Genomic DNA, 26,337 nt, shown 5'->3' with positions numbered 1-26,337 from the left:
AACGCGCCGCCCCTACCGGCGCGCGTACCGCCCGCCACTCTCCTCCACGAGCCCCGCCAGTTGCAGCATCAGCAGCGCCGTGTGCGCGTCCGCCACGCCCGACACGCTCAGCACGTCATCGAGCGTGCGCGGCCCCGTCAGCGCCGCCAGCACCCGCGCCTGATCGTCCGGCAGGTCCAGCGGCGCGCGCGACGGCGCGTCCGCCCACCCGAACTCCCGCAGGATGTCCGCGGCGCCCTCCACCAGCACCGCTCCGTCCCGCAACAGCTGGTGTGGGCCCGCCGCCAGCGGGTCCCCCGCACGCCCCGGCACCGCGAACACGGTCCGCCCGCACTCCAGCGCCGCCACGGCCGTGATCATCGCGCCGCTGCGGGCTTCCCCCTCCACCACGACGCTCCCCGCGCTGAGCGCCGCGATCACGCGGTTCCGCGCCGGGAAGTTGTGCGCCGCCGGGCGCGTGCCCAGCGGGTACTCGCTCACCACGCACAGGCGAGCGGCCAGAGCCTTGTTCTCCGCCGGGTAGATGGTGTCCACGCCGCTGCCCAGCACTCCGATGCTCGCCCCGCCCGCGTCCACGGCGGCTGTGTGCGCCGCCGTGTCGATGCCGCGCGCGAGGCCGCTCACGACCACCACGCCCGCCCGCGCGAGGTCCGCGGCGAGCGCCCGCGTGAACGACCGCGCGTGCGCGCTGCACGCCCGCGTGCCCACCACGCCAATCGCGGTCGGCACGACCGCCAGGTCCGGTAATGTACCGCGCACCCACAGCACCGGCGGTGGGTCCGGCAGGGCCTCCAGCGCCGCCGGATACCCGGGCAGGCCCCGCCCGAGCAGCTGCGCCCCCACCTTCCGGGCCCGCTCGATCTCCTCGTCCGCGCGGCGCAGCGTCGCCGCGTCCCCGAGGCCGGCCGCGCCGCGCGCGTCCACGCTGTCCACGTGGCGCGCGCCGGACGGCCCGGCCATCAGGGCGGCGCCCGCACTCCCGAAATGCTGCCGCAGCGCCTCAATGCGGCGCGGCCCCAGCTGCGGCGTGAAGCGCAACGCCAGCAGCGCCCGCAGCTCCTCGGTGGCGGTCGTGTCGAACAGCGTCATGCGGCGATGCTACCGTCCGCTCTGCCCGGTCCGCGCCGCATGTCAGCGGGCGCGGACGCTCAGGCGTCCGGCGGCGTCCACCCGAACACCGCCACGTTCGGGAAGCCCAACGACCGCACCACCCGCAGTTGCTCCGCGAGCGCCGGGCGCCCCGGTCCCACCTGAATGCCCGGCCACACCCGCGCCCCGCGTTCGTACGGCAGCAGCGCCAGCCGGTACAGGCCCGCGCTCGGCAGGTACAGCATCGGCATGGCCGCGTCCAGCCCCGGCCACGAACGCCAGTCCTGCAGCGGGTCCAGGCCGCTGAACACTGCCGCGCTCACCTGCCCTTGGCCGCCCGCACTGCGGTACGCGCCGATCAGCTGCTCCGCGAGGCTGGTGATCAGGTCCCGCCGGTACCGGCTCCACGCCTGCCACTCCGGCGTGACGCGCCCGCCCTCGCCGTACTTCGCGATGCGGCGCGCGTCCAGGCCCGACTGCGCCCGGAAACCGTCCACGGCGGCCGGGTGGAACCCGAAATCGTCCTCGCGCGGGTACCGCAGGTAATCCAGGTGCAGACCCACCTTCGGATACGCCGTGGCCACCTCGCGGACGAGCGCGTCGAGGGTGCGGCGGACGCCCTCGTCCGCCGGGTCCACGAACCCGAGGTTGCTGACGTCGAGGCTCGCGCGCCCATCGCGCGTGCGCGTGGCCGCGTCGTCGCGCCACAAGGGCGTGACGGGCACGCCGAACTTCGCGGCGGGCCGCCAGTACATCGTTTCCATCCACACGTTCAGGCGCAGGCCCTCGCGGTCCGCGACGCGCGCCGCGACCTTCAGGGCGTCGTACGGGAGCTTCATGGGGGCCACGTTCGAGCTCCACACCGCCCGCCCGTGGTAGAAGCCTTCCAGCAAGACGTCCGTGAAGCCCGCCTGCCGCGCCTGCACGAGCGTGCGCTCCAGCTCGGCGGCAGTGTTCGGCGGGCGCAGCCACACGGCGGTCCGCCCGGACTGCGCGAGCGCGCCGGACGAGAGGCACGCGGCGAGCATGATGATCTTCCGCATGCCTCTCAGGGTCGCGCACGCCACCTGACGGGACGTGAGGGGACGCATGGTGCCTCCATAACGGTGCCCGGGGCGAAGGCTGCTACAATAGGTCTTGCTTGGGGACGACCCGGTTTCGACGGGGATTACTGCAAGTGATGTTGCGTGTCGAGGATGGTCGTTGGCCTCGTTAATCATCCGACCAAGCCTTTAACTGGCAACAACAACAGCACCACCTTTGCTCTCGCTGCTTAAGTGAGACCAGCGCTCAGAAGCCCGGCCTTTGGCGTCTGAGTGAGCTGAACAAAAGAAGGCTAGCCCCCGTGACGCTCGGTAACGGACGGCGAAACCAAATCGAGCTACGGTGCGGGAAGCCCGCCTGCAGGCCACACCCACACCCGACAATTCAAGAGCAGGCTACACACGTAGAGACACGCTGAACGGATCTTCGGACGGCAGTTCGACTCTGCCCGTCTCCACCAGCCAGCGCCCGCGCACCCGCGCGGGCGCTTCTCTTTCGCGCCTGCCGCGCACGCACGCTTGCTATACTCCCTCGCAGGCCGGGATGGCGGAATCGGTAGACGCATCCGACTTAAAATCGGCCGGGGCAACCCGTGCGGGTTCAAGTCCCGCTCTCGGCACCAGCAGCAGCGCCGCCCTCCAGGGCGGCGCTGCTCCCTTCAGGTACGCTGAGGCATGCAGGCCTGGGTGCTGATGGGCGCGGTCCTCTCGTTCGCGGTGGGCGTCGTGCAGTTGTTCATGGGCGACTGGGGCGGCGCGCTCTGGACCATCGGCGGCGTCGCGCTCGGCTGGTACAGCCGGCAGCTCCGCCGCTGAACGAGTGCGCGCGGCCCTCCCGAGGGCCACGCGCACGCACACGGGGTTACTTCGTGATGCCCTGCAGCAACGTGTCCCGGATGCCTTGCGCGATCCCGACGGCCACGCGTTCCAGGTACGCGTCACTCTGGAGGTTCAGGCCGTCCACGGGGTGGCTGGCGTACCCGATCTCGACGAGCGCAGCGGGCACGCGGGCGTACCGCAGGACGTACAGCGGCTGGCTGTTCTTCGTGCCGCGCGAGTACGCGCCCGTGACGCCCACCACGCGGTTCTGGAGGTTGCGGGCAAGGGTGCTGCTGTTCGGGTTGTTCGGGTACCACCACGTTTCCACGCCGTACCCGCGCAGCATGGTGCTGCGGTCCATGCTGTTCACGTGGATGCTCACGAACAGGTTCGCGGGCGCGCTCGCGAGCGCGGCGCGCGCCGCGAGGTCCGCGTTCTTGTTCGTGCTGATCTGCGTGTCGCGGTCGCGGGTCATGACGACGTCCACGCCCGCGCCGCGCAGCAGGTCGCGGACGCGCAGGGCCACGTCGAGCGTCACGGCCTTCTCAGTGACGGTGCCAATGGCGCCCGGGTCGACGCCGCCGTGCCCGGCGTCAATGACGACGCGCGCGGGCGTGCTCACAGCAGGCGCGCCCGGCGCGAACGCGTCGCTCGCGCCGCCCGCCGAGGCCAGCGTGAGGTTCTGAACGGGTGGAATGAATGCCAGCGTGCGTTCCGCGGCGGGCAGCGGCGTGAGGTCCGCGAGGGCCGGGGAGAAGTCCAGTGCCAGCCGGGAACGGTCACTGCCTGCCACGGGCGGCAGCAGGAGGCTGCGCCAGCCGCTGCGCGCTGCCAGCGGCGTCGGCGTGATGAACGTCACGACGGCGCCGCTCCCGCTCGGGTCGACGCGCCACGCGCCCAGTTCGGGGCTGACGTTCTGCGCGCTCATGGTGGCGGCGCCCGCGCCGGTGACGTCCACGCGCAGGGCCGTGCCGCTCGGCGTCACGCGGAACGACACGCCCGGCGGGAGGTCCAGAACGGCGCGCGTGAGGCCCGGGTTCTTGCCGACGCGCGGCGCCGTGAGTTGCGCGCCCGCCTGCGGGGTGCCCGGTACGCGCCCGGACGTGGTGTTCGCGCTCGTCGGTGACGCGCCCGGCAGGGGTGGCAACGTGGGCGGCGTCACCACCTGCCCGCTGTGCGCGTCGCCGGGGGGGATGGCCGCGGCGGGCGGCGTCGTGCGCACCTCCGCGCCGACAATGCCGACGGCGCCGCCCCGGACGCTCCCGCCGAACTCCAGCGTGAGCAGCGACCCGCCGCCCGTGACCGGCGTGCTCGCCGCGCGCCACCCGTCATCCAGGCCCAGCGGGTACGGCGTGCCCACGATGATGGTGACGCTGCCCGCCGCGGCGCTCACGCGGTACGTCGTGAGGTTCGCGCCGAGGTTCTCGATGACGGTCGGTGCGGCGCTCACGCCGCGCACGTCCAGGCGCAGGCCCGCGCTGGTCGGCGTGAACGTCGCGTTCGCGCCGGCGGGCAGGTCCAGGTTCACGCGCGTCACGCCGTTCCAGACGCTGACGCGCGGCGCGCCCAGCGCCGCGGCGGTCGGCAGGGCGGGCGTGGCCGCAGTGGTGCCGAGCGCCTGCGCCGGGAGGGCGCTGCTGGGCGCCAGGCCGGGCCGCTGCGTTCCCGGCGTGCCCGGCACGAAAGGACTTTTGGTCTGGGCGGCGGCGCCGCCCGCGAGCGCGAGCGCAGCGAGTGCCGCGTGGAGGGACAGGAGGGAAGAGGTCACGCGCATAAGTGGAGGGTGGCAGAGGCGCGCCTCACGGCATCGACGACGGGAAACGCACCTGGGACCGCCCTCACCTTAACGTGTGCCGGTGAGAGGCGCATTCCGGAATGCCGGGCCGCCCTCACAAACGCGGTAGGGTGTACGGTATGCGCCACGCGAACTGGGACGCCCTCACGCCCGACGCCGAGCAGCCCTGGGAAACCCTCGAGACCCGCGTTGCCGTGCCGCCCCCCCGCAGCGTCCACATTGACCGCGTGCGCACGCACGCCGGCGACGAGATCGAGTACACGTACCGCCCGCGCGGCCCGCGCGCCGTGTTCATCCTGCCCGTCACGGACGCCGGCGAGGCCATCCTGATCCGCCAGTACCGCTACCCGCTGCGCGCCACCATCACGGAGGTCGTCGCGGGCGGCGTGGAGCGCGACGAGGACCCGCAGGGCGCCGCCGAACGCGAGCTACTCGAGGAGGTCGGCGGGACGGCGCGCGAGTGGGTGGCGCTGCCCGGCTTCTACCCGCAGCCGAGCATCAGCGGCGTGGTGTTCCTGCCGTACCTCGCGCTCGGCGTGCGCGTCACCGACGCGCAGCCGGAACGCACGGAACTCATCACGCCCGTGCGCGTGCCGCTGCGCGACGCGTACGCGCGCCTCGAAGCGGGCGAGATTCACGACGGCCCCAGCAGCCTCACGCTGTACCACGCGCGCGCGCACCTGCACGCCCGGGGGCTCATCTGAGCGCGGACCTCACGCCGTTCACGACCCTGGCCGGCCCGGCCGAACGCGCCGCCGTCATCGGCGGCAGTGACTTCCTCACGTACGCCGAACGCACCGACACGCCCGACGACGCGCTCGCATTCGTCGCGCGCATCCGCGCGCGCCACCCGGACGCCACGCACGTCTGCTGGGCGTACCGCCTGCGCGGCGCGTACCGCTGGGCGGACGACGGCGAACCGGGCGGCACCGCCGGCGCGCCCATCCTGCGCGCCATCGAGGGGCAGGGCGTGGACCGCGTGAGCGTCGCCGTCGTCCGCTACTACGGCGGTACGAAGCTCGGCACGGGCGGCCTCGCCCGCGCGTACGGCGGCGAAGCCGCCGAGACGCTCCGCACCGCCGCGCGCGAAACGGTGCGCCCGCGCGTCCCCGCCCGCGCGACCGTCCCGTTCGACCAGGTGAGCGCCCTGTACCACCTGCTCACGCAGTACGACGTCGCCCGCGGCGAGGAGGTCTACACCGAACGCGGCCTGTCCCTCACACTCGACCTCTACCCGGACGACGTTGACCCGTTTCGGCAGGCCCTCACGGACGCCACGCGGGGCACCGGCCAACTGAAGGACTAACCCCGCGCCGCCCCGTTCGGTCAGGAGCGACGGGCCGCGCTGTTCGGGTAGCCGATCTCGTCGAGATCGGCGCGCAACGCCTCCAGCGTCACGTGCGGACGGAGCAGCGCGACCAGCGCCCCCGTGAGCGGCGCGTGATCGAACACCGCCTGCACCGCCACGAGCGACACCTGCCCCTCGCCCTGATCCTCCGCCCACGCCACGTACGCGCGCGCCGGGTCAGGCGCGGCGAGCAGCAGCAACAATGGATTGTCGTTCACCGGCCCCGTCACCTGCCACGCCCCGTGCTCCACCCACCCCAGGCACGTCACGTTATCCAGCGTGAACGCCGGTTCCGACCAGAACCCCTGGTACGCCACGGGCACGCGCGGCCGCAGGCCCGGCAGGTCCACGTCCCGGGCGGGCCGCTCATGATCGAACGTTTTGAAGATCGCGCCGCCCCGCGCGAACAGCATGAACGCCTCCGCCCCTGGCCCGTCCTGCATGGACGCCAGCCCGTCCGACGCCGGCCAGTGCGCGTCGTACCGGAACGTGCGCGCATCCCACGCCGGAAACAGCACCGCGTCCAGCACCGCCAGCGCCTGCGCACGCCGCTGACACTCGGCGGCCGACGGCAGCAGCAGGTCCGGCATCATAGGCACGGCCGGCCCCCCTCCGGCTCAGGCGAGGCCATACACCCGCCGGGCATTCTCATCCGTGAGGCGCTCCAGCTCCGCTTCCTCCAGGCCGCGCAGCCCCGCGATGAACTGCAGCGTGTACCGCACGTACCCCGGGCGGTTCGGCTTCCCACGCTTCGGCACCGGCGCCAGGAACGGCGCGTCCGTCTCCAGGAGCAGCCGGTCCAGCGGCACCACCTGCGCCGCCGCCTGAATCTCCCGCGCGTTCTTGTACGTCACGTTCCCCGCGAACCCCACGTGGAACCCCAACTCCAGCGCCGCCTCCAGCAGCCCCACGTGCCCGTTGCAGCAGTGCAGGATGCCCCGCCGCCACCCAGCGTTCCGCAGCTCCTCGATGCAGCCCAGCGACGCCGTCTCCGTGCCGGCCTTGTCGCGCGTGTGAATCACCACCGGCAGGTCCCGGCGCCGCGCGAGGTCCAGCTGCCACGCGAACGCCGCGCGCTGCTCCGCGCGCTCATCGTCATGCCAGTAATCGTCCAGGCCCGTCTCCCCGATGCCGACGACGCGCGCGTGCCCGCTCATCGACTCAATGAGCGCGCGCGTCTCCGCGTTGTCCTGCGCCTTCGCGTCCGTGGGGTGCAGGCCGACCGTCGCGTACACGTCCGCGTACGCCTCCGCGAGCGCAATGGCGTTGCGCGCGTGCTGCGGGTCCGCGCCGATACAGACCATGCCGGTCAGGCCCAGCTCCGCGCGGGCGCTCGCCGGGTCATCCAGGTAATCGAGGTGGCAGTGCGTGTCGAACATGCCCTGAACGTACCGGAAACCGGCGGGCATGAAGCGAACCTGACGCGCACGCCAGGGTTATCGCCGGAACTTCAGCACTCTCATGAGGGGCCTTCGCTATGATGCACGCGTGCTGAAACTCAGCCTCACCGCACTGGCCGTGCTCCTCGCGTTTGGCCTGGTGTTCGCGCTCCTGCCGTCCAAGGCACCCGCGGACACCACCGGCATCCGCCTGGAGGGCGTGTCCCTGCAGCTGTACCCCGCCCGCGACCCCGACGCGCAGTGGCGGTTCGGCGCGCAGAACGTCCAGTACGACCCCGTCTCGAACGAAAGCGTCCTCACGGGCCTCTCGCGCGGGGAGCGCTGGGTGCCGAACCCGCAGACCGGCACGCCCGAACTCGACACGACCCTCAGTGCGTCCACCGTCAAAATCGACGGCAGCGACAACCTCCTCATGAACAAAGCCCAGATGGTCGTCGTGCGGGAGTGCACGTCACTGGACCTGAGCGGCACCGCCCAGGAGCCCGTGAAGGTCGACCAGGCGTACGGGTACACCGCGCCGAACGCGCGGATCCGCTTCCCGGACGGCACGTGGACCATGCGGAACGTCCGCGCCAGCTTCGACCTCAAAGACACCAACGGCGAGGACCAGGCCCTGCAGGCCAACCTCGATCAGACGCAACGCTGCGAGAACGGCCGCCTCGTGCCCGTCCCCGCCAACCCCTGACCTCACGGAGGCTCACCATGATGAAACGCACCGCTGTCCTCACCGCCCTGACCCTCACGGGCGCGACCCTCGCCGCCACCGCGGACCGCATCCTGAAGTTCGAGAGCAAGATCTTCCAGGGTGACCTGCGCAACGGCCCGTGGACGTTCACCGGGAAGCCCGGCGCGCCCGTGAAGGCGAACGTCAGCACGCTCGGCATCACCGCGCAGAAGGCCGTGCTGAGCGCGCCGAGCGGCACGCCCATCACGAGCGCCGAAGGGAAACGCAACGCGACCTTCGACGGCAGCGTCGTCGTCACGCGCGGTCGCCTCACCGCGAAGGGCGGCAGCCTCACGTACAGCGAAGCGGACGGTCAGGGCGTGCTGAAGAACAACCCCTCGGCGGTGTTCGTGCCGGACAAGACGGACGGCGGCGACCCCGTGAACATCAGCGCGCAGGCCATGAGCCTCGACGTGGACAACAACATCAGCACCAGCACCGGCGGCGTGAAACTCGTGAACGGCAACCAGACCGGCGCCAGCGACAAGCTCGTGTTCGACGAGACGAAGGAGCTCGGTGCGTTCACCGGGAACGTCCGCATGAACCGCGCCGCGAAAGGCAGCCAGAAGGAACTGGTCATCACCGGCACGGAAGCGCGCATCCTCACCAAAGGCAAGCTGATGTACGTGCGCGGCGGCGTGAAGCTCGTGCAGGGCGACGTGACCACCACCGGCAACGCCATGTACTACGACGACAAGAAGAACGTCGCGTACGTCATCGGGAACGCCGTGAGCGTCGACGCGAAGAACAAGACGACCGTGAAGGCGCCCGCGAGCGGCGCGCTGGAGCAGCGCACGGACCTCGCGCGCGTGCGCACCCTGCCGGGCGGCTTCAAAATCCCCGAAGACCAGTTCCGCGTGACCGGCGAGAAGTGACGCAGGCAGCAGCGCGCGCCAGCGGGCGCGTGACATCCTGAGGGCGCATGTACCGCGCGCGCATTCTCGCCCTCACGGCCCTGCTGGCGCTGCCCGCCTGGGCGGCACTGGCCCAGCAGGGCCCCGCCACGCCCGCGCCGACACCCGCTCCGGGCGCGGCCCCGGCGCCGGGCGCCGCCCCTGCCCCCGCACCGGTGGGCACGGACGCGCCCGCCGGTGACGACACGGCGGACGCGGACGCCAGCGCGGAAGGCGGCATTTCGCTCACCCGCAAAGGCAAGGACGGCAAGGAACGCGTCCTGAGCGTCGTCACGACCGCGCCCTCGTTCGACATCGGGATCTTCACGATCTGCGGCCCGCAGGACGGCGAGCCGGAGGACGCCCCCAGTGTGTCCGTCGCGAGCGACGCGCGCGAGCCGGGCGTGCGCATCACCATCGACAAGAACGTCGTGACCGCGCCGCTCGCGGTCGTCACCAAGAAGCAGGGCGGCGACGGGCATATCGAGGTGAGTGCCGGTACCGCCCGCTTCCTCGAGGACGTCCCGGCCGGCAAGACGGACCGCCTGAGCCGCTGCGGCGTGGAGGCCACGCCCGCCGTCAAGCCCGACACGGTCCGCGTCACGCAGGGCCGCACGAGCCTGAAAGGCAGCAAGCTCGTGTACGACGAGCAAGACGGCCTCGCCCGCATCGACGGACCCATCAGCTTCCAGCGCACCGCGGACCGCGCGGGCGGCGCGCCCCTGACGGGCACCAGCGAGCAGATCGAGGTGAACGTCGATGCGGAAACCACCACACTCGTCGGCAAGGTCACCCTCAAGGACGGGGAGCGGACCAGCCGCGCGGCGCGCGTGGAGTACGACGACGCCGCGAACATCGCCATCCTGCGCGGCACCGCCGAGCAGCCGGCCGAGACGGTCAGCGGCGGCGACACGCTGCGCGCCGAGGCCATCCGGTACAACCTCGACGACGGTTCGGTCGTGGCGGTCGGGAAGCTCAGCGGGAAGTTCGAGGACGCGGGCACGCCCGCCACCCCCGACGCCCCCGCTGCCCCACCCCCGACGGCCCCCTAACCTTCCAGGCCGCGCACGGCCTCGCGGAGCACGGCCGCGCTGCGTTCCAGCGCGGCCGTCTCCGGCGGCGTCAGGTCCGGCGTGAGCGTCTCGACGATGCCCGCGCCGCCCACCACGCGCGGCAGGCTCAGGCTCACGCCGTACCCGCTCGGGCCGCTCACGGTCAGCACCGCCCGGCCATCCCGCAAGACCGCCTCGGTGATGCGCGCGAGCGCCGCGCCGACCCCGTAGTACGTCGCGCGTTTCCCACCGATGATGCGCGCCGCCGCGTCGCGGACGCTCCCGTCGATGTCCGCGCGCACCGCGTCATCCCACGGCAGGCCCCGCGCCGCCATGAACGCCGCCACGCCCAACCCCGCGACCGTCACGCCGGACCACGCGAGCACCTCGCTGTCCCCGTGCTCCCCGAGGACGTACGCGTGCACGTGCTGCGGGTCCACGCCCGCGCGGAGCGCCACCTCATGCCGGAAGCGCGCGCTGTCCAGCACCGTGCCGCTGCCGAGCACGCGCGCGTCCGGCCCGGCGAGGTCCATGGTGAGGTGCGTCATGACGTCCACCGGGTTCGTCGCCACGACCAGCACCGCGTCCGGCGCGTGCGTCCGCACCTGCGGCACCACGTCGCGGAACACCGCGGCGTTCTTGCGCAGCAGGTCCAGGCGCGTCTCGCCCGGCTGCTGGTTCGCGCCGGCGGTGAGCAGCACCACCCGCGCGCCCGCCAGGGCCTCGTACCCGCCCGCACGGACCTGCACGGCGTGCGACACGGGCGCTGCGTGCGCAATGTCCTGCGCCTCGGCCTCCGCGCGCCGCTCATCCTTATCGACCAGGACGATGTCCCGCACGCGCCCGCGCAGCAGCAGCGCGTACGCGGCCGTCGCCCCCACGAATCCCGCCCCGACAATGCCGACCTTCATGCCCCGAGCGTACGGGCGCGCGCATGAGGTGCGTGGCGATTCACAAAAGACGCCGGTCCATTTCCGCGCGGCGCCCGTTCCTGGTGCGCCGCGCGGGGAGGCGCGCTCAGTCGAACAGGTCGCCGAGATTCCCGAGGTTCCCGCCGGAACTGCTGGACTTGCTGATCTCCGGCACTTCCTCGTACGGCTGGACGATCACGAACCCGTCCCCCTGGAAGACCATCTGGAGCGTCTCGCCGCCGCCCCGCCCGAACATGCTGCGCAGGCTGGCGTCCACGCGAATCTGCGGCTGCAGGTGCTCACTCCACGCGATGGTGGCGTTCGGGTCCGTGAAGATCGGCTCGCCCGGCGTGACCCGCAACGTCAGCGGCTTCCCGTGCGACAGGATGGCGGCCATGCCGTTTCCGCGCAGGCGCACGCTGAACAGCCCGCCCGCCGCCATGCCCGCAACGCGGTGCATCATCACGATGTCGTGCTGCAGGCTGTCCTCGAACGCCAGCAGGTCATTGCCGTTCACGTTCAGCGCGTCGCCCTGCAGGCGCATGATCGCGATTTCCTTGCCCTGATCCGCGAGGTAGCACGTGCCGCGCCCCTCGATCTTCACGAGCGGTCCGCTCTCCTGACTGACGGCGCGCATCAGGGCTTTCATGACGCCCCCCTCCAGCATGCCTTCCCGCTTGAAGGTCATGTTGCCGGTGTAGGCGATCATCGCGCCCATCTTGCTCCAGATGCGCCCGTTGACCTTCACCTCCAGCATCTTGCTGCTTTCAAGCTCGAACACGTCCCCGGGGTTGTCCCGCTCGGCGGTGCGCGCCAGGAAGTCCCGCAGTGACACGGGCGCCGACCCGTGCGCGTTGTGGCGTGCTGACGGGGCGGACGCGGGTGGGGGAGAGGCCGCCGGGCTGGGCGTCGGCGCTGGAGGTGCGGGCGTGTAGGTGGGCGCCGGGGCGACGGGCGCGGGCGGGCTGGCGGGCGCGTCCGCGATCTGCCCGCCGAAGTACGTGAGCAGCGCGTCCAAGCCACCCGCGAACCCCTGCCCGACGCTCGCCACGCGCCACTCCCCCGCGTGCCGGTACACCTCGGCGATCATGACGGCGCGTTCCGTGCCGAAATCCGCGCCGCGCAGCGTGACTGTCGCGCGCGGCTGCGGGTCGCCGAGCGTCAGCGTGAGCGCGCCCGTGCGCGAGAACGGCGCGCTGTCGTGCGTTACCACGAACATCAGGCGCTCCACGCCCGCCGGCAGGCGGTCCAGGTGCACCGTGAACGTTCCCGTGGCCGGCGTGAGCGTCACCTCCCCGCCGGGGCTGCTGAGCTGGTTATAGAACACGAAGTACCGGTCATCCTGCAGTTTCCGGTCGGCGTTCAGGCCGAACACGCTCACGTCCGCGCCCGCGTGGTCGGTCGTGACCTGCACGGTCAGGGTGCGGTTCGGCGTGAGGTCCGCGAGCTTGCGTTTCTCACCGCGTTGCAGTTGCGTCATGGTCAGGTCCTCTCCGCGCCCGGGTGGGCGCTGTATGCCTCACTATGCGACCAGGGCCGCCCGGGTTGCGAGCGCACGGCTGACCACCATCCACCGGCACCCCCGAGCGGCCGACCACAGGCCCGAACGAGACGGAGGGGCGTTCAGGGACCGTGGAGCACCCGGCGGCTCAACCCAGGCCAGGTCCGTGTGCGCGGACCTGGCCTGGATTGCCCCTCACGGGCGTCTGAGGGTTGGAGTGCAGGCGCTGCCCGTCACTGACCCTGGAGGAGTCCGCCGATGCGCTTGAGGGCTTCGTCGATCAGGGGCAGGCTGGTGGCGTAGCTGAGCCGCACCATGCCCGGCGCGGCAAAGTCCGTGCCGGGCACGACGGCCACCCGCGCGTCGTCCAGAATGCGCCGCGCGGCTTCCAGTTCGTCCGCGTGGATGGGCGTGGTGTCGGCCATGACGTAGAATGCGCCGTCCGGCGTGGGCGTGCGCAGGCCAAGGGCGTTCAGGCCGCTCACGATGCGGTCGCGGCGCTCCCGGTACGCGGCGAGCGCGCCACTCACGAACGCGGCGGTGGCGTCCACGTTCGTGAGCGCCTCGAGGGCCGCCCACTGCGCGACGCTGCTGGCGTTGCTGGTGGATTGGCTCTGGATGGCGTTCATGGCGCGGATCACGTCGGCGGGCCCAGCCGCGTACCCGATGCGCCAGCCGGTCATGGCGTAGGCCTTGCTGGCACCGTTGATCGTGATGGTGCGTTCCGGCGCGAGCGTGCCGACGCTCACGTGTTCGGCGTCGTACACGAGGTGCTCGTACATCTCGTCCGTGAGGAGCACGAGGTCGTGGGCGCGCGCGAGGTCCGCGACGGCCTGCAGGACCTCGCGGGGGTACACGGCGCCCGTGGGGTTGCCGGGGCTGTTCAGCAGGATGACGCGCGTGCGGGGCGTAATGGCGGCGGCGACGGCGTCCGGGTCGAGCGCGAAGCCGTCCTCGGCGCGGGTGTGGACCTCCACGGGCTCGCCGCCGACGAAGCGGACCATTTCCGGGTAGCTCACCCAGTACGGCGCGGGGATGATCACCTGGTCGCCCGCGTCGAGCAGCGCGAACAGCGCGTTGAAGATCGCCTGCTTCCCGCCGCTCGTGACCGTCACGGCGTCCGGCGTGAACGTCAGGCCGTTCTCGCGCTCGAACTTCGCGGCGATGGCTTCGCGCAGTTCACCGATGCCGTTCACGGGCGTGTACTTCGTTTTCCCTTCGCTCAGGGCGCGCGCGGCAGCGGCCTTGATGTGCGCGGGCGTGTCGAAGTCCGGTTCGCCCACCGACATGCTGATCACGTCCACGCCGGCACGGCGGAGTTCCAGCGCGCGGGAAGTGACGGCGACGGTGCTGGACGGCTTGAGCGCGCGGACTTTCGAAGACAGCGGAATGCGGGACATACCTCAACTACAGCACGCGGGCGGCCCGGGCGCCCGGTCCACTGCAAGACAAACGCGCTAGGCAACGCCCTGGGTGCCGGGCGTGTGACGGGGCAGTGACGGTCGCGGGGTACGCTGGGTTCGCCCCCCCGAGAAGGAGAAATCATGCGCCGAATCTGGATTGCCATGCTGCCCGCCACCCTCGCCCTCACGCTCGCGGCGTGCGGGAACACGGCCTCGACCGCCCCGGACGCCACCACCGAGCCGGGCACCGCCGCGCCCGCGGCGGACACCCCCGCGCCGGACCTCGCGGCGCTCAGCGGCGTGAAGCTCTCGGACTCCACGGCGCGTTCCCGCGTCCGCAATGCGGGCATCGGCGTCACGTCGAGCGGTGGCTGCACCGACCGCTACACGTCCACGTGCACGTCGCTGGAGCAGGTGAACAGCGGCACCATCGACGGCATCGTCACCCTGCGGAACGCTTCTGGGTGCAGCATCACCATCACGGGCGGCACCGAGGTGGGGCACGCGAGCGGCACGTACAGCCACTGGAACGGCTACAAGCTGGACATCAGCAAGAACAGTTGCATCGCGTCGTACATCACGAATTCGTTCACGCGCATCGCGAACCGTGGCGACGGCGCACCCCAGTACAAGAGCGCGGCGGGAAACATCTACGCCGACGAGTACTGGGCGAACCACTGGGACATCCTGTACTACTGAGCGTCCGCACTACTGAGCGTCCGCGCGGCGCCCCTCGGGGCGCCGTATGCTGTCGCTCGTGCCCACGCTCACGCCTGTTTCCTCGGCCCTTGCGCTCGACATTGGCGGCAGTCATGTGACCGCGGCGGTCGTGGACGCGTCCGCGCGCGCCGTCCTGCCGTCCTCCCGTATCCATGCGCCCGTCCCGCAGGACGCGCCCGCCGACGTGATTCTGGAGGCGTGGGCGGACGCGGCGCGCCACGCGGCGGGCGCGGCGCGCGTGGACGCCATCGGGCTGGCGGTGCCCGCGCCGTTCGAGTACGCCACCGGCGTGTCGCGCCTGCAGCACAAGTTCGCGGCGCTGTACGGCCTGAACGTGCTCGGTGGCCTGCGGGCGTGCTTGGCGGGGACGCCGCTCGCGGCCCTGCCGGTGGTGTTCGGGAACGACGCGGACCTGTTCGCCCTCGGGGAGTGGTGGGCGGGCGCGGCGCGTGGTGAAGCCCGCGTAATCGGCGTGACGCTCGGCACGGGCCTGGGGGCCGGGTTCATCGACGCGGGCGCGGTGATCACGGACCGCGTGGACGTGCCGCCGGGCGGGGAGCTGTGGAACACGCCGTACCTGGACGGTATCGCCGAGGCGTACGCGTGCGGCGCGGCCGTCACCCGCGCGTACGCCGCGCAGACGGGGGAGACGGCCAGCGCCGCCGAAGTCGCGCGCCGCGCCCCCCACGACCCGGCTGCCCGCGCGGCGTTCGAGACGCTCGGGCGGCACCTGGGCGCCATCCTGCGTCCGCACGTGGCGGCGTTCGGCGCGTCGTGTGTGGTGGTGGGCGGCAATGTGGCGCGCGCGTGGCCGCTGTTCAGCCACGCGCTCCAGGGAGCGCTTCCGGGGGTGGCCTGCCGCCCGAGCGTACGGTTCGACGAGGCGGCGCTGCTGGGCGCGGCCGTCCTCACCCAGCGCGCGCCGTAACGCCCACGTTCACTCCAGGGCGTTCAGGCCAGTGAGGTCCCGCCCGACGATCAGGGTGTGCACGTCGTGCGTGCCCTCGTAGGTGTCGACGGTTTCGAGGTTCAGCATGTGCCGGATGACCGGGTACTCGGTGGTGATGCCGTTCCCGCCGTGCAGTTCCCGCGCGGCGCGCGCGGCGTTCAGCGCCGCGCGGACGTTCGTGCGCTTCCCGAGGCTCACCTGCGCGGGCGTGAGGGCGCCGGCGTCCGCGAGCTGCCCGAGGCGCGCAGCGAGCAGCAGGCCGGTCGTGTGCGCGGTCAGCATACCGACCAGTTTGTCCTGCACGAGCTGCCGCGCGGCCAGGGGTCGACCGAAGGTCGTGCGTTCGGTCGTGTAGGCGAGCGTCGCGGCGTAGACGGCTTCGAGCGCGCCGAGTGCGCCCCAGGCGATGCCGTACCGCGCCTGCGTAAGGCACGACAGGGGGCCCTTGAGGCCGCGTGCGTCCGGCAGCATCTGCTCGGCGGGCACGCGCACGTCGTCCAGCACCACCTCGCCGGTCGTGCTGGCGCGCAGGCTCATCTTGCGTTCGATGGTGGGAGTGTGCAAGCCGGGCGTGTCGCGGTCCACGAGGAAGCCGCGGACGTGCCCGTCGTCGTCCTTGGCCCACACGAGGGCCACGTCCGCGAGGGGGCTGTTGGTGATCCACATCTTCGTGCCGTTCAGGACGTAGTGCTGGCCGTCGCGGCGCGCGCGGGTGCGCATGGCGCCCGGGTCGGACCCGCCGTCCGCTTCCGTGAGGCCGAAGCAACCGATCAGGCGGCCCGCAGCGAGTTCCGGCAGGTACCGTCGGCGCTGCGCGTCGCTGCCGTACGCGAGAATCGGGTACATCACCAGGCTGCCCTGCACGCTCGCCATGGACCGCAGGCCGCTGTCGGCGCGTTCCAGTTCGTACATCATGACGCCGTACGCGGCGCTGCTCGCGCCCGCTCCGCCGTACGCTTCGGGGGTTTTCGGGCCGAGCAGGCCGAGCGCCCCGAAACGCTGCATCAGGTCGCGGGTGGGGGCGTGCCCCGCGTCCCACCACCCCCCGATGTGCGGGAGCAGTTCGGCGTCCGCGAAGGCGCGGACGCTCGCGCGCGCCGCGCGGTCCTCGGGAGCCAGCAGGTCCAGGGCGTGCAGGTAGTCGAGCATGCGCCCAGCGTAAGCCAAACGCGGCGCGCCCCGGAGGGCGCGCCGCGTTTCACGTGGAACGTTTAGAGCAGCTCTTCGGGCTTGAAGAACAGGCCCAGTTCGCGCTCGGCACTCTCGGGGCTGTCGCTCCCGTGCGTAACGTTCTCGCCGACCGTAGTGGCGTAGTCCGCGCGGATGCTGCCGGGAGCGGCGTTCGCAGGGTTGGTGGCGCCCATCATGGCGCGCCAGCCGGCAATGGCGTTCTCGCCCTCGAGGGCAATGGCGACCACCGGGCCGCCGGTGATGAAGTCGACCAGCTCACCGAAGAAGGGGCGCTCCTTGTGCTCACCGTAGTGCGCTTCGGCGGTTTCGCGGGGGATGACCATCTGCTTGAGGCCGACGACGCGGTAGCCCTTGCGCTGGATGCGGGCGAGAATCTCGGCGGTAAGGCCGCGGCGCACGCCGTCGGGCTTGATCATGGCAAAAGTGCGTTCCATACGGTCGTTCAGCATACCCGATTTTGATCGGCGCGCCGTCAGCGCCCCCTCCTACTGTCCCGAGGTCCGGGGGCCCGGGGACACTGATACGGCTGACCTTTCACCGCGTGGTGGGGGGCGTGGAGCGGCCCTCAACATACGGGCAGGTGAGGTTCCTGTAGCGCAGGATTTAGGCAGAGTTCGCGCGGCGCGGCCATGGAAGCGGTATCTTGTTTCTTCCCATCATGAGGTGAGTGTGACGAGTACAATAAGCGGGTGACGCAAGACACCTCCCTGCGCCCATCACCCGTGGCCGCGCGCATCAGCATGATTGCCGCGCTGGTCGCGCTTGTGGGCTTGCTGGCCTTCCCGCTGGCAACCGTCGGCCGCAACGACGAAACTGCAGGCCTGCTCGTGCGGCTGTTCGGCGGAACGCTGAACCTCGCCGGCGCGGACCTCCAGTCCCTCAAGCTTCCCGCCACCGGCACCACCCTCGCGCTCGCCTGGGCGACCATTGCCCTGCTCGCCGCCGCCCTCGTCGGCGCAGTGCAACGCGCGCGCTGGCTGTGGATCGCCGGCCTCGCCACCCTCGTGAGCGCTGTGCTCGCCATCATCAGCTTCAAGACCGGTCTCAACAGCGTCATTGCCGGTCTGCCCAGCCTCGGCCTCGGCCGCCGCGCCCTGCGCAGCCTCAGCCGCTTCTACGAAGGCGGCGGCATCAGCCTCGGCCTCGTCCTCCCGCTGCTGTCCGGCCTCGCCATCACCCTCGCAGGCCTCAGCGCCCGCCAGTCCTGGTGGGACCGCCTGAACCGCATGCGTGGCCTGCTCGTCCCGCTCGTGTCCATCGCCCTCGCGATCATCGTCGGCGCGATCGTCGTGCTGATCGTGCAACCCACCATCAACAGCAGCGGTCAGCCGCTCGGCGTGGGCGCGTACCTCCAGTCCCGCGCGGACCTGGTGTGGTTCGTGTACAGCACCCTGTTCGCGCCGCTCAAGAGCCTCTCCGGACTGTTCGACAGCCTCAAGGCCGCCACGCCCCTGATCTTCACGGGCCTCAGCGTCGCCTTCGCGTTCCGCACCGGCCTGTTCAACATCGGCGCGGGCGGCCAGCTCACCGTCGGCGCCATTGTCGCCATGCTCGTCGGCGTGTACGTGCACCTGCCCGCGGTGCTCCACATTCCCCTCACCATCCTGGCCGCCGCCGCGGGCGGCGCGCTGTGGGGCGCCATCCCCGGCTTCCTGAAGGCCCGCTTCGGCAGCAGCGAGGTCGTCGTGACGATCATGCTGAACTACATCGCCAGCGCGATCTTCGTGTTCCTGCTCAGCAGCAACTCCTTCACGTTCCTCGGCCGGCAGTACAACCTGCCCTTCAAGCCGGAAGAATCGTTCGAAGCGAAAAGCCAGGACTTCCAGCCGACCGCGCGCCTCGAAACCATCAGCAACCTCCTCGGCCTCGAAGCCGGGCAGGGCCGCATCACGCTCGCGCCGCTCATCGCGGTCATCGTGTTCGCCGCGCTGTACTTCGGCCTGCGCCAGAACGTCCGCCGCACCCTGATCGCCAGCGTCGCTGCCCTCGTCAGCCTGTTCGCGTTCTGGCGCGTCGGCGTGCCCGCCAACATCGACCCGGCCCTGGCCGGCAGCACCCTGAACCTCAGCTTCCTCCTCGCGCTCGCCGCCGTGGTCCTGTTCGGCGTCCTGATGTGGCGCACCAGCGCCGGCTACGCGCTGCGCGCCGTCGGCCTCAGCCCCAAAGCCGCGCAGTACGGCGGCATCAGCGTCGCGCGCAACACCATCCTTGCCATGACGCTCTCCGGCGCCTTCGCGGGCCTCGCCGCCACGCACTACACCATGGGCGGCGCGCTCGACGAGTACAACCTCAAGCAGAGCCTCCCCGTCAGCGTCGGCTTCGACGGCATCACCGTCGCCCTGATGGGCCAGAGCACCCCCGTCGGCATCGTCGCCGCCAGCACGCTGTTCGGCACCTTCGACACCGGCGGGCAGGTCGTCGACCAGAAACTCGACGCGCTCAGCAAGGACATCGTCACGGTCCTCAAGGCCCTGATCGTGCTGTTCATCGCCGCCGGCGGGTTCCTGAGCCGCCGCGTCACTGATCCGCCCCCGCCCGCCCTGGTGAAAGCCGTGGACGCCGGCGTAAGCGTCGACAAGAACGCCATGCCCGCGCGCGCCGCTGGCACGCCGGAAGCCGCTACCCCCCTGCCCAACGTCACCAACGCCGGTGACGCCCGACGCGAGGAGCAGTAATGGATCAGCTGTTCACCATCTCGTTCCTGGCGATCCTGATTCGCTCCACTGCCCCGCTGCTCCTCACGGCGCTCGGCGGTCTGTACAGCGAACGCAGCGGCGTCACGAATATCGCCCTGGAAGGCCTCATCATCTTCGGCGCGCTCACCGGCGCCGTCATCACCCAGCAGATCGAAGGACAGCTCGGCGCCGCCGCCCCCTGGGTCGGCTGGCTCGCCGGCGCCATCGTCGGCGGTCTCATCGCCTGGATTCACGGCATCCTGAGCATCAAGTACCGCGCGGATCAGATCATCAGCGGCACCGCCATCAACCTGCTCGCCACCGGCGTGCCGCCCGTCGTGCTCAGCGCGCTGTACAACGTCACCACCGAAAGCAAGAACGTCGCCAACCCCCTCCCGCTGTGGGGCATCGGCGAGCTGCGCTTCACGCCGCCCGTGTACTTCGCGGTGCTGATGGTGCTGGTCGCATGGTACGTGCTGTACAAGACGCCGTACGGCCTGCGCCTGCGCGCCAGCGGCGAACACCCCGCCGCCGCCGCCAGCACCGGCGTGAACGTCAAACGCATCCGCTACAGCGCCGTGATCCTGTCCGGCGTGCTCGCCGGCACCGCCGGGGTGTTCCTGTCCATCGGCAACAGCGACGCGTTCACGCGCAGCCAGTCCGCCGGCCTGGGCTTCATCTCGCTCGCCGCGCTGATCTTCGGCCAGTGGCGCCCGTTCGGCGTGCTCGGCGCCACCCTGCTGTTCGGGTTCCTGCGCGCCCTGAGCATCCAGTTCGGCAACACCGACCTGATTCCCCCCACCTTCGTGGAGGCCCTGCCGTACCTGATCACGATCCTCGCGCTGATCTTCACCGGCAAGAGCAAAGCGCCCAAAGCCATCGGGAAACCCTTCGAAGGCTGACCGCGCCTCACCTGGCACGCCCCCACCGCGCGGTGGGGGCGTGCTTACATTGCCCGCCGCGGGACACGACTGCGTAAGGTTCACCGCAGCGTCCGCTCATGCCCGCCGCGCTACACTGAACGTGAATGCTGCGCAGAGAGGACGGCCGCCCGTGAAGTTCGCTGAACAACTCAAGCATGCCCGCGAACAACGAGGCCTGACCCTCGCGGACCTGGCCCAGCGGACGCACATCCGCACCGACTACCTCGCCGCGCTCGAAGCCGGCGACCTCAGCGCCCTGCCGGAACGCACGTACACCCGCGCGTACGTGCAGCAGCTCGCGCGCACCCTGGGCCTGGACCCCGCGCCGCTGCTCGCGGACTTCGACGCCCACGTCCCCCGCGCCGCCAGCGACACGCCCACCATCACGCGCCCCACCATCAGGACCCGCCCGCGCCGCGCGCTCCCCACCGGCCTGATCGCCGGCACGCTGTCCGCGCTGCTCGCCGTGGGCGTCCTCGGGTACTTCGGGTACACCGCGTGGATCGCCCGCCCCGCCCAGACCAGCGACGCGACCACGCCGGCGCCCACCGCGCCCGCCACGCAGGTGAAGCTCACGCTGCGCACGCAACCCGAAGGCGCGCGCGTGTACCTCGACAACCGGTTCCTGGGCCTCACGCCCGTGAGCGGCTTCCCGCTCGACGCGCGCGACACCGCGAACCTGCGCGTGGAATACGGCGGGTTCAAGACCATCGAGGAACGCATTCCGCTGCAGCGCAACGTCGCGTACACCGTGAAGCTCCAGCGGGGCAGCGGCACCACCGCCCTCGTGCCCGTCACGCCCCCGCCACCCAAGCCGACCACGCCCGTGGCGGCCACCGGCACGCCCACGCCGGACGCGGTCCCCACCCCGGCGGCCACGCCCGCCACCGGCGTGCGCCTCACCTTCACCGGACGCTCGTGGGTGCGCGTCACGCAGGCCGGCCGGACCCTGTACGAAGGCATCCCCACCCCCGGCTCCACCCGCGACTTCCCGAGCGGCGTCATGGTCCGTGCCGGAAACCCCACGGCGGTGCAGGTCAGCGTGAACGGCCAGACCGCCGAGGCGTTCGGCGCGTCCGCGAGTGCCCTGACGCGCACGTTTTAACCCTCCGCCGACCTTTGCCGGGACCCCCCTGAGCCCCGTGTTAGCGTGGGCGTATGCTCCCGTCCCCGCACAGCGCGCCACCACGCGAGAACGCCTTCCAGTACGTGTGGCGCAGCCCCTGGGTGCGCGCCCTCGTGTTCCTGCTGATGCTCTACGCCGCCTCGCGCGTGTTCGGCTCGCTCGCGCACGTGATCGTGCTCGGGCTGATCGGGTACATCGTCGCGTACCTCACCAACCCGCTGCTGATCTGGCTGCAACGCCGCCGCCTGCCGCGCGCCATGGGCGTCATCATCGTGATCCTGGTGCTGCTCGGCTTCCTGGCGCTGTGCAGCACGCTGCTCGTCACCGTCATCGGGCAGCTCAGCGACCTGATCCAGAAGCTCCCCGAACTGGCGCGCAACACCACCACCTTCATTGACCGTCTCGCGCAGCAGCACGCGTTCCTGGTACCGCTGCGCGAACAGATCGAGAACTTCACCGGGGGCGGCCTGTCGCAGATCAGCAGCGTCGTCGTACCGTACCTCCAGAAGTACCAGTCGTCACTGCTCACCGGCGCGTTCAGCTTCGCCAACACCCTCGCCGAGGGCCTCGCGGTGCTGATCATCGCCATCTACATGATGCTCGACTTCGACAAGATCGGCCTGACGCTGCTGCGCGCCTTCCCGCGCTCCTGGCAGCCGTTCGTGCTGAACCTCTCGCGCGACGTGGAACACGCCGTCGGCGGGTACCTGCGCGGCCAGATCCTGATCGCGTCATGCGTCGGCATCATCGTCGCGGTGGGCCTCGCAATCTGCGGCGTGCCGAGCGCGCCCGCGCTCGGGTTCCTCGCCGGGGCGTTCAACATCGTGCCGTACCTCGGCGTGATCATCGCGATCACGCCCGCGCTGCTGCTCGCCGCTGCCGCCGGGTGGCTGAAGGTCGTGCTGGTCATCGTGGTGTTCGTGTTCGCCAACCAGATCGAAGCGCACCTGCTCTCCCCGATGATTCTCGGCAAGAGCACCAACCTGCACCCCGTCACGGTCATCCTGGCGATCCTCGCGGGCGTCACGCTGTACGGCATCGTGGGCGCGCTCGTCGCCGTGCCGCTCGCGGCGCTCGGGAAGCTGCTGATCGAGGAGTATTACTACCCCAGCAAGGTGTACACCGAAGGGCCCTGACGCCCCGCAGGCAGAAGCGCCGGGGACCACCCTGGCGCTTCTTGTCTTCAGGCCCAGGCGCGCAGCAGCGCCGGCAGGGCCCCCAGGTGCGGAATGACGGCGTTCGCGTTGGCGTGCGCCGTCCCGCCGGGCGCGATCAGCACCGCCCGCGCGCCTGCCGCGCGGGCCCACGACACGCAGTCCGCGCGGTCATCCACCACGACCGCGTCCTGCGGGCGCACGCCCGCGTCCGTAAGCACGCGCGGGTGGTACGCGGCGCCCTCCTTGAGGGTGTCCACGAGGTCCGCGCCGTGCAGGCGCTCCGCGAACAGCGACCGCACGCCCTCGCCCATGCTGGCCAGGTACCCTTCCAGTTCCCAGCTCGCGCCGCCGGACGCCATGAACAGCGGCCCGGTCAGCGCGTACGCCTCCTTCACGGCCTGGACCGCGCCGGGAATGGCCGCGTGCACGTGCGGAATGACCGCCTCGTACGCGGCGCGCTGCACGCCGATGAGGTCCGCGCCGGGCGGGGGCGTCCGTCCCACTGCCGCGAACATCCCCCGCACCCACAGGGCCGCGTACTGCGCCTCGAACTTCGCCCAGCCGCCGTGCGGGTCGGTGTCCGCGCGCAGGCGCCCCCACAGGGCCGGGGCCACGCGGGCGTTCGCCGCTGCCCATTCGCTCGCCTCACCGCCGTACCTGCCGGCCAGGTACGGCCCGATCAGCGCCGCCCATTGCGGCGCGCGCCGCGCGTTGTCGTTCAGGACGCCACCGTCATCCAGAAACACCTTCAACATGGCGGGGCATCCTGGCACGCGCGAGGCCGGGCTGCATCCGTCAATCGGCCTGCAGCAGTTCCACCTGCCGTCCGTCCGGGTCGAGGACGAACGCCAGGTCGCGCCCGCCCGGACTGAGCGTCAGCGCGCGCGTGAACGTCACGCCCTGCGTGCGGAGCGTGTCCACGCGCGCGCGCAGGTCCGGGACAACCAGCGCGACGTGCTCCTGCCACGCCGGGTGCGGCGTGGGCGTCTCCCCGCCGACCTGGAAGAACTGCAGGCGCCCGCCCCCCGTGAAGGCGAGCACCACCCGGCGGAACCCCTCGGTCGTCAGGACGTCCTTCTCGGTGACCGCGCCGAGCAGCGTGTAGAACGCGAGGGTGGCGTCTGCATCGCGGGTCAGGAACGAGACGTGCTTCAACATGCCCGCAGGGTACCGCCTCAGAGGGCCGCCGTGGTTCCCGTGGCGTTACGGGCCGCCTCCACGCCGACGCGCAGCGCGAGCGCCGTGATCCACAGGCGGGCCTCGGCCTCCAGGGTGGTCGGCACGCCCCGGACGAGCGCGCCGCTCGTGGCTGCGCCCAGCACGGCAACTGCGTGCCCGCGCACGTGGACGCCCCGCCAACCCCCGCGTGCCGGACCGAGCGCGCCCACCTCCGCGCCGTGCGCGTTCAGCAGGCGCGCGCCCTGCACCCACCCGAACTCCTGCTCATCAAGGAGAATTTGCGTCGCCCCTCCCGCGTCCTGCGCGAACGTCCAGGTGTGCTCGCGGGTGGTGACGACAGCGTCCATGGGGCCCGCGCCCCAGCGCAGGCGGTAGTGCGCGACGATCTGCCCCTGTACGTCCTGCAGGTCCCCGCTGGCACTGACGTATCCGGCTTCCGTGAAGCGCACGCGTCCGCGCCCCGTGAGCGCCTCAGGCGACGCGAGCGGCGCGAGGGTGGCGCGCTCCGCGCCGAGGGCCACGAGCGCTTCCTCGCGGAACGCGCGGCGGCCCGGCCCGCTGTTCGCGCGCGCCACGCGCCGCAGCACCCACGCGATCAGCAGCCCGACGCCCAGCGCCGGTACGCCGACCAGCAGGGCCGCGGGCAGCATCCAGTCCAGCGGGACGGTCATGCCCTCACAGTACGCGAGGCACCATGAAAAAGCCGCCCCGAAGGGCGGTGATGTCTTAAAGATACCCTGGTATGCGCGCGCCGTCAAGCGTATGCAGGCGGTGCATCTGGCGGATGCGCGCGCGCCCCCCCGCCCCCTACCGTGCGTCCATGCCCCCCACCCTCACGCCCGCCGTGCAGGCCTTCATGGCCGAGGCCGAACAGCACCTCGGTGCCCTCCCCGCCGTCCAAGAGGTGTTCGCGTTCGGCGACCACCCGCAACTCGCCGACGCGCTCCTGCAGCTGGTCCTGCGCGGCCTGAAAACAGCGACCTGCACCTGGCCGCCGGAAAGCGCCACCATCGCGCCCGGCGACCTGAGCGTCGTCCTGAACGGCGCCGGCGAACCCGCCGCACTGATCCGCACGACCGAACTGCGCCGCGTGCCGTTCCTGCAGGTGGACGCCGCCTTCGCGTACGACGAGGGCGAGGATGACCGCACCCTCCACGCCTGGCGCGAGGCGCACCGCCGGTACTTCACCCGGCAGCGCGCCGACCGCCCCTTCACGGACGACGAGGAGGTCCTGTGCGAACGCTTCGAGGTCATCCACGCGCGACCCTGAACCACGAAAATGCCGTCCCTGAGCGGCTTCCCGACCGTTCGGTCAGGGTGCATTGTCCCCCCGACCACCTCCTATAGTGCAGCTATGGAATACCGGAAACTGCTCGGCACCGACCTGACCCTCAGCGCCGTCGGCTTTGGCGTCTGGACCGTCGGCACCACCTGGTGGGGCGTCAAGGACGAAGATATGGCCGTGCGCCTCCTCCAACGCGCCTACGACCTCGGCATCACCTTCTTCGACAACGCCGACACGTACGCCTCCGGCCGCGCCGAGGAAATCCAACGCAAAGCGCTCGGGGACGTGCGCGAAAAGATCGTCATCGGCACCAAGTTCGGGTACGACATCTACACCCACCCCGAACGCCCCGGCCAGCAGGAACGCCCGCACGACTGGACCCCGCAGTACCTCCGCAAGGCCCTCGAAGGCAGCCTCAAGCGCCTCGGCACCGACTACATCGACTACTACCAGCTGCACAACTGCCGCCTCGACGCCATCCGCCAGGACGACCTCTGGGCGGAACTCGAACAGCTCAAGCACGAGGGCCTGATCCGCGCGTACGGCACCGCCCTCGGCCCGGCCCTCAACGAACGCCAAATCGAGGAAGGCATCGCCAGCCTCCGCGAACGCAAAGCGCCCACCCAAATCATCTACAACCTGCTCGAACAGGTCCTCGGTGAGCAGGTCCTGCCCGTCGCCGAAACCGAAGGCGTCGGCGTCATGGCCCGCGTGCCCCACGCGTCCGGCCTGCTCGAAGGCTACATGACCCTCGACACGACATTCGAACCCGGCGACCACCGCAACTGGCGCCTGACCACCAACGAACGCCGCAAAGCCTGGATGGAAGACGGCCTCAAGAAAGTCGAGCAGCTCAACGCGCAGTTCGTGCAGGGCCAGGGCCGCACCATCGGGCAGCTCGCCATCCAGTTCGCACTGCACAGCCCCGCCATGGCCAGCGTCCTGCCCAACATCTACGACGAGAAGGGCCTCGAGGAGTACGCCGCGACCTTCGACGTCGCGCCCCTCACCGACGCCGACTACGACAGCATCCAGGTGCTGTACGCCGACAACTTCGGCCTGAACACCAACCTGATCGGCGAGGTCATCCGATGAGCGACGAACGTCAACCGCAGCGTCCCGAACCAAGCGCCGAAGGCACCCCGCCCGCCACC

27 protein-coding genes, 1 tRNA gene, 1 other RNA gene and 1 pseudogene are annotated in these 26,337 nt (G+C 71.3%); 16 read left to right on the top strand and 14 right to left on the bottom strand.

Annotated features, from left to right (window positions below; genetic code table 11):
- Nucleotides 1-12: 12 nt before the first annotated feature.
- Together dprA and DEIMA_RS15480 are read right to left on the bottom strand one after the other, a co-directional pair.
- Nucleotides 13-1,089 (bottom strand): DNA-processing protein DprA, encoded by a 1,077-nt coding sequence (gene dprA, locus DEIMA_RS15485; RefSeq protein ID WP_013558224.1) that lies wholly within the window; start codon nt 1,087-1,089, stop codon nt 13-15.
- Nucleotides 1,090-1,148: 59 nt separating this feature from the next.
- Complete coding sequence (locus tag DEIMA_RS15480; protein ID WP_043816842.1) at nt 1,149-2,132, bottom strand: glycoside hydrolase family protein; 984 nt, start codon at nt 2,130-2,132, stop codon at nt 1,149-1,151.
- Between the two features lie 100 nt (nt 2,133-2,232).
- On the opposite strand from DEIMA_RS15480, the gene ssrA reads away from it, so the two are divergent.
- From ssrA to DEIMA_RS18370, 3 genes are all read left to right on the top strand, one after another.
- Nucleotides 2,233-2,593, top strand: a transfer-messenger RNA (tmRNA) gene (ssrA, locus tag DEIMA_RS17455).
- A gap of 77 nt (nt 2,594-2,670) precedes the next feature.
- A tRNA-Leu gene (locus tag DEIMA_RS15475) sits at nt 2,671-2,755 on the top strand.
- A 52-nt stretch (nt 2,756-2,807) separates the two neighbouring features.
- Complete coding sequence (locus DEIMA_RS18370; protein ID WP_013558222.1) at nt 2,808-2,948, top strand: hypothetical protein; 141 nt, start codon at nt 2,808-2,810, stop codon at nt 2,946-2,948.
- A 46-nt stretch (nt 2,949-2,994) separates the two neighbouring features.
- Here DEIMA_RS18370 and DEIMA_RS18755 read toward each other — a convergent pair whose 3' ends face one another.
- Nucleotides 2,995-4,719, bottom strand: coding sequence for an N-acetylmuramoyl-L-alanine amidase (locus tag DEIMA_RS18755; RefSeq protein ID WP_245528332.1), 1,725 nt, complete (start codon nt 4,717-4,719; stop codon nt 2,995-2,997).
- Between the two features lie 146 nt (nt 4,720-4,865).
- On the opposite strand from DEIMA_RS18755, the gene DEIMA_RS15465 reads away from it, so the two are divergent.
- Both DEIMA_RS15465 and DEIMA_RS15460 read left to right on the top strand, forming a co-directional pair.
- Nucleotides 4,866-5,450: an NUDIX domain-containing protein gene (locus DEIMA_RS15465; protein ID WP_013558220.1), complete on the top strand. Its 585-nt coding sequence runs from the start codon at nt 4,866-4,868 to the stop codon at nt 5,448-5,450.
- On the top strand, nt 5,447-6,052 hold the full coding sequence (locus tag DEIMA_RS15460) for an IMPACT family protein (protein ID WP_013558219.1): 606 nt from the start codon (nt 5,447-5,449) through the stop codon (nt 6,050-6,052). Before DEIMA_RS15465 ends, DEIMA_RS15460 begins: the two co-directional genes overlap by 4 nt.
- Nucleotides 6,053-6,072: 20 nt before the next feature.
- Here the strand turns inward: DEIMA_RS15460 and DEIMA_RS18050 are convergent, their stop codons facing one another.
- Both DEIMA_RS18050 and DEIMA_RS15450 read right to left on the bottom strand, forming a co-directional pair.
- On the bottom strand, nt 6,073-6,693 hold the full coding sequence (locus tag DEIMA_RS18050) for a hypothetical protein (RefSeq protein WP_013558218.1): 621 nt from the start codon (nt 6,691-6,693) through the stop codon (nt 6,073-6,075).
- An 18-nt stretch (nt 6,694-6,711) separates the two neighbouring features.
- Complete coding sequence (locus DEIMA_RS15450) at nt 6,712-7,473, bottom strand: TatD family hydrolase (protein ID WP_043816841.1); 762 nt, start codon at nt 7,471-7,473, stop codon at nt 6,712-6,714.
- 109 nt (nt 7,474-7,582) lie between these two features.
- On the opposite strand from DEIMA_RS15450, the gene DEIMA_RS15445 reads away from it, so the two are divergent.
- Genes DEIMA_RS15445 through DEIMA_RS15435 form a run of 3 tightly spaced genes read left to right on the top strand, consistent with a single transcriptional unit; the run spans nt 7,583 to nt 10,163 of the window.
- Nucleotides 7,583-8,179: a hypothetical protein gene (locus DEIMA_RS15445; RefSeq protein ID WP_043816839.1), complete on the top strand. Its 597-nt coding sequence runs from the start codon at nt 7,583-7,585 to the stop codon at nt 8,177-8,179.
- A 17-nt stretch (nt 8,180-8,196) separates the two neighbouring features.
- A complete protein-coding gene (locus tag DEIMA_RS15440; RefSeq protein ID WP_013558215.1) occupies nt 8,197-9,093 on the top strand; it encodes an LptA/OstA family protein in 897 nt (298 codons plus the stop codon).
- A gap of 47 nt (nt 9,094-9,140) precedes the next feature.
- Nucleotides 9,141-10,163, top strand: coding sequence for an LptA/OstA family protein (locus tag DEIMA_RS15435; RefSeq protein ID WP_013558214.1), 1,023 nt, complete (start codon nt 9,141-9,143; stop codon nt 10,161-10,163).
- Here the strand turns inward: DEIMA_RS15435 and DEIMA_RS15430 are convergent.
- From DEIMA_RS15430 to DEIMA_RS15420, 4 genes and pseudogenes are all read right to left on the bottom strand, one after another.
- Complete coding sequence (locus tag DEIMA_RS15430; protein WP_013558213.1) at nt 10,160-11,074, bottom strand: L-lactate dehydrogenase; 915 nt, start codon at nt 11,072-11,074, stop codon at nt 10,160-10,162. The genes DEIMA_RS15435 and DEIMA_RS15430 overlap by 4 nt on opposite strands.
- A gap of 106 nt (nt 11,075-11,180) precedes the next feature.
- Nucleotides 11,181-11,909, bottom strand: coding sequence for an AIM24 family protein (locus tag DEIMA_RS18515; protein WP_043817482.1), 729 nt, complete (start codon nt 11,907-11,909; stop codon nt 11,181-11,183).
- Nucleotides 11,910-12,080: 171 nt separating this feature from the next.
- Nucleotides 12,081-12,554, bottom strand: a pseudogene (locus DEIMA_RS18510) (TerD family protein); the annotation flags it as partial.
- Nucleotides 12,555-12,808: 254 nt separating this feature from the next.
- Nucleotides 12,809-13,975, bottom strand: a complete 1,167-nt coding sequence (locus DEIMA_RS15420; RefSeq protein WP_013558211.1) for a pyridoxal phosphate-dependent aminotransferase — start codon at nt 13,973-13,975, stop codon at nt 12,809-12,811.
- Between the two features lie 144 nt (nt 13,976-14,119).
- On the opposite strand from DEIMA_RS15420, the gene DEIMA_RS15415 reads away from it, so the two are divergent.
- Both DEIMA_RS15415 and DEIMA_RS15410 read left to right on the top strand, forming a co-directional pair.
- On the top strand, nt 14,120-14,677 hold the full coding sequence (locus DEIMA_RS15415) for a hypothetical protein (protein ID WP_013558210.1): 558 nt from the start codon (nt 14,120-14,122) through the stop codon (nt 14,675-14,677).
- 58 nt (nt 14,678-14,735) lie between these two features.
- The gene (locus DEIMA_RS15410) at nt 14,736-15,626 is read left to right on the top strand and encodes an ROK family protein (protein ID WP_245528331.1); all 891 of its coding nucleotides are present in this window, start codon (nt 14,736-14,738) and stop codon (nt 15,624-15,626) included.
- 9 nt (nt 15,627-15,635) lie between these two features.
- On the opposite strand, the gene DEIMA_RS15405 is transcribed toward DEIMA_RS15410, so the two are convergent.
- Together DEIMA_RS15405 and ndk are read right to left on the bottom strand one after the other, a co-directional pair.
- A complete protein-coding gene (locus DEIMA_RS15405; protein ID WP_013558208.1) occupies nt 15,636-16,796 on the bottom strand; it encodes an acyl-CoA dehydrogenase family protein in 1,161 nt (386 codons plus the stop codon).
- Nucleotides 16,797-16,858: 62 nt separating this feature from the next.
- A complete protein-coding gene (ndk, locus tag DEIMA_RS15400) occupies nt 16,859-17,272 on the bottom strand; it encodes a nucleoside-diphosphate kinase (RefSeq protein WP_043817478.1) in 414 nt (137 codons plus the stop codon).
- Between the two features lie 306 nt (nt 17,273-17,578).
- Between ndk and DEIMA_RS15395 the strand changes: the two genes are divergently transcribed.
- From DEIMA_RS15395 to DEIMA_RS15380, 4 genes are all read left to right on the top strand, one after another.
- Nucleotides 17,579-19,513: an ABC transporter permease gene (locus tag DEIMA_RS15395; RefSeq protein ID WP_013558206.1), complete on the top strand. Its 1,935-nt coding sequence runs from the start codon at nt 17,579-17,581 to the stop codon at nt 19,511-19,513.
- Nucleotides 19,513-20,415, top strand: coding sequence for an ABC transporter permease (locus DEIMA_RS15390; protein WP_013558205.1), 903 nt, complete (start codon nt 19,513-19,515; stop codon nt 20,413-20,415). The genes DEIMA_RS15395 and DEIMA_RS15390 overlap by 1 nt, the downstream gene beginning before the upstream one ends.
- 151 nt (nt 20,416-20,566) lie before the next feature.
- Entirely contained in the window at nt 20,567-21,541 is a 975-nt protein-coding gene (locus DEIMA_RS15385; protein WP_013558204.1) for a helix-turn-helix domain-containing protein, read from the top strand.
- Nucleotides 21,542-21,594: 53 nt separating this feature from the next.
- A complete protein-coding gene (locus DEIMA_RS15380) occupies nt 21,595-22,698 on the top strand; it encodes an AI-2E family transporter (protein ID WP_013558203.1) in 1,104 nt (367 codons plus the stop codon).
- A gap of 47 nt (nt 22,699-22,745) precedes the next feature.
- On the opposite strand, the gene DEIMA_RS15375 is transcribed toward DEIMA_RS15380, so the two are convergent.
- From DEIMA_RS15375 to DEIMA_RS15365, 3 genes are read right to left on the bottom strand one after another with little or no spacing between them, the layout of a single operon-like run.
- Nucleotides 22,746-23,474 (bottom strand): HAD family hydrolase, encoded by a 729-nt coding sequence (locus tag DEIMA_RS15375; RefSeq protein ID WP_013558202.1) that lies wholly within the window; start codon nt 23,472-23,474, stop codon nt 22,746-22,748.
- 40 nt (nt 23,475-23,514) lie between these two features.
- Nucleotides 23,515-23,877 (bottom strand): VOC family protein, encoded by a 363-nt coding sequence (locus tag DEIMA_RS15370; RefSeq protein ID WP_013558201.1) that lies wholly within the window; start codon nt 23,875-23,877, stop codon nt 23,515-23,517.
- 17 nt (nt 23,878-23,894) lie between these two features.
- A complete protein-coding gene (locus DEIMA_RS15365) occupies nt 23,895-24,569 on the bottom strand; it encodes a hypothetical protein (RefSeq protein ID WP_013558200.1) in 675 nt (224 codons plus the stop codon).
- Nucleotides 24,570-24,718: 149 nt separating this feature from the next.
- On the opposite strand from DEIMA_RS15365, the gene DEIMA_RS15360 reads away from it, so the two are divergent.
- Both DEIMA_RS15360 and DEIMA_RS15355 read left to right on the top strand, forming a co-directional pair.
- On the top strand, nt 24,719-25,168 hold the full coding sequence (locus DEIMA_RS15360) for an ASCH domain-containing protein (protein ID WP_013558199.1): 450 nt from the start codon (nt 24,719-24,721) through the stop codon (nt 25,166-25,168).
- Between the two features lie 84 nt (nt 25,169-25,252).
- Nucleotides 25,253-26,278, top strand: coding sequence for an aldo/keto reductase (locus tag DEIMA_RS15355; RefSeq protein ID WP_013558198.1), 1,026 nt, complete (start codon nt 25,253-25,255; stop codon nt 26,276-26,278).
- Nucleotides 26,279-26,337 lie beyond the last annotated feature (59 nt).

The sequence above is a fragment of the Deinococcus maricopensis DSM 21211 genome, assembly GCF_000186385.1.
In the GTDB taxonomy this organism is placed as follows: Bacteria; Deinococcota; Deinococci; order Deinococcales; family Deinococcaceae; genus Deinococcus_B; species Deinococcus_B maricopensis.
Note: the sequence above shows the minus strand (reverse complement) of the source record. Positions and strands in the feature narration are given on the sequence as shown.

Bases quoted from the DNA above. Each gene is read 5' to 3' on its own strand.
- dprA (WP_013558224.1), bottom strand. From the start codon at position 1,089: ATGACGCTGTTCGACACGACCGCCACCGAGGAGCTGCGGGCGCTGCTG.
- DEIMA_RS15480 (WP_043816842.1), bottom strand. From the start codon at position 2,132: ATGCGGAAGATCATCATGCTCGCCGCGTGCCTCTCGTCCGGCGCGCTC.
- DEIMA_RS18370 (WP_013558222.1), top strand. From the start codon at position 2,808: ATGCAGGCCTGGGTGCTGATGGGCGCGGTCCTCTCGTTCGCGGTGGGC.
- DEIMA_RS15465 (WP_013558220.1), top strand. From the start codon at position 4,866: ATGCGCCACGCGAACTGGGACGCCCTCACGCCCGACGCCGAGCAGCCC.
- DEIMA_RS15450 (WP_043816841.1), bottom strand. From the start codon at position 7,473: ATGTTCGACACGCACTGCCACCTCGATTACCTGGATGACCCGGCGAGC.
- DEIMA_RS15440 (WP_013558215.1), top strand. From the start codon at position 8,197: ATGATGAAACGCACCGCTGTCCTCACCGCCCTGACCCTCACGGGCGCG.
- DEIMA_RS15435 (WP_013558214.1), top strand. From the start codon at position 9,141: ATGTACCGCGCGCGCATTCTCGCCCTCACGGCCCTGCTGGCGCTGCCC.
- DEIMA_RS15430 (WP_013558213.1), bottom strand. From the start codon at position 11,074: ATGAAGGTCGGCATTGTCGGGGCGGGATTCGTGGGGGCGACGGCCGCG.
- DEIMA_RS15420 (WP_013558211.1), bottom strand. From the start codon at position 13,975: ATGTCCCGCATTCCGCTGTCTTCGAAAGTCCGCGCGCTCAAGCCGTCC.
- DEIMA_RS15415 (WP_013558210.1), top strand. From the start codon at position 14,120: ATGCGCCGAATCTGGATTGCCATGCTGCCCGCCACCCTCGCCCTCACG.
- DEIMA_RS15405 (WP_013558208.1), bottom strand. From the start codon at position 16,796: ATGCTCGACTACCTGCACGCCCTGGACCTGCTGGCTCCCGAGGACCGC.
- ndk (WP_043817478.1), bottom strand. From the start codon at position 17,272: ATGGAACGCACTTTTGCCATGATCAAGCCCGACGGCGTGCGCCGCGGC.
- DEIMA_RS15395 (WP_013558206.1), top strand. From the start codon at position 17,579: ATGATTGCCGCGCTGGTCGCGCTTGTGGGCTTGCTGGCCTTCCCGCTG.
- DEIMA_RS15390 (WP_013558205.1), top strand. From the start codon at position 19,513: ATGGATCAGCTGTTCACCATCTCGTTCCTGGCGATCCTGATTCGCTCC.
- DEIMA_RS15380 (WP_013558203.1), top strand. From the start codon at position 21,595: ATGCTCCCGTCCCCGCACAGCGCGCCACCACGCGAGAACGCCTTCCAG.
- DEIMA_RS15375 (WP_013558202.1), bottom strand. From the start codon at position 23,474: ATGTTGAAGGTGTTTCTGGATGACGGTGGCGTCCTGAACGACAACGCG.
- DEIMA_RS15370 (WP_013558201.1), bottom strand. From the start codon at position 23,877: ATGTTGAAGCACGTCTCGTTCCTGACCCGCGATGCAGACGCCACCCTC.
- DEIMA_RS15365 (WP_013558200.1), bottom strand. From the start codon at position 24,569: ATGACCGTCCCGCTGGACTGGATGCTGCCCGCGGCCCTGCTGGTCGGC.
- DEIMA_RS15360 (WP_013558199.1), top strand. From the start codon at position 24,719: ATGCCCCCCACCCTCACGCCCGCCGTGCAGGCCTTCATGGCCGAGGCC.
- DEIMA_RS15355 (WP_013558198.1), top strand. From the start codon at position 25,253: ATGGAATACCGGAAACTGCTCGGCACCGACCTGACCCTCAGCGCCGTC.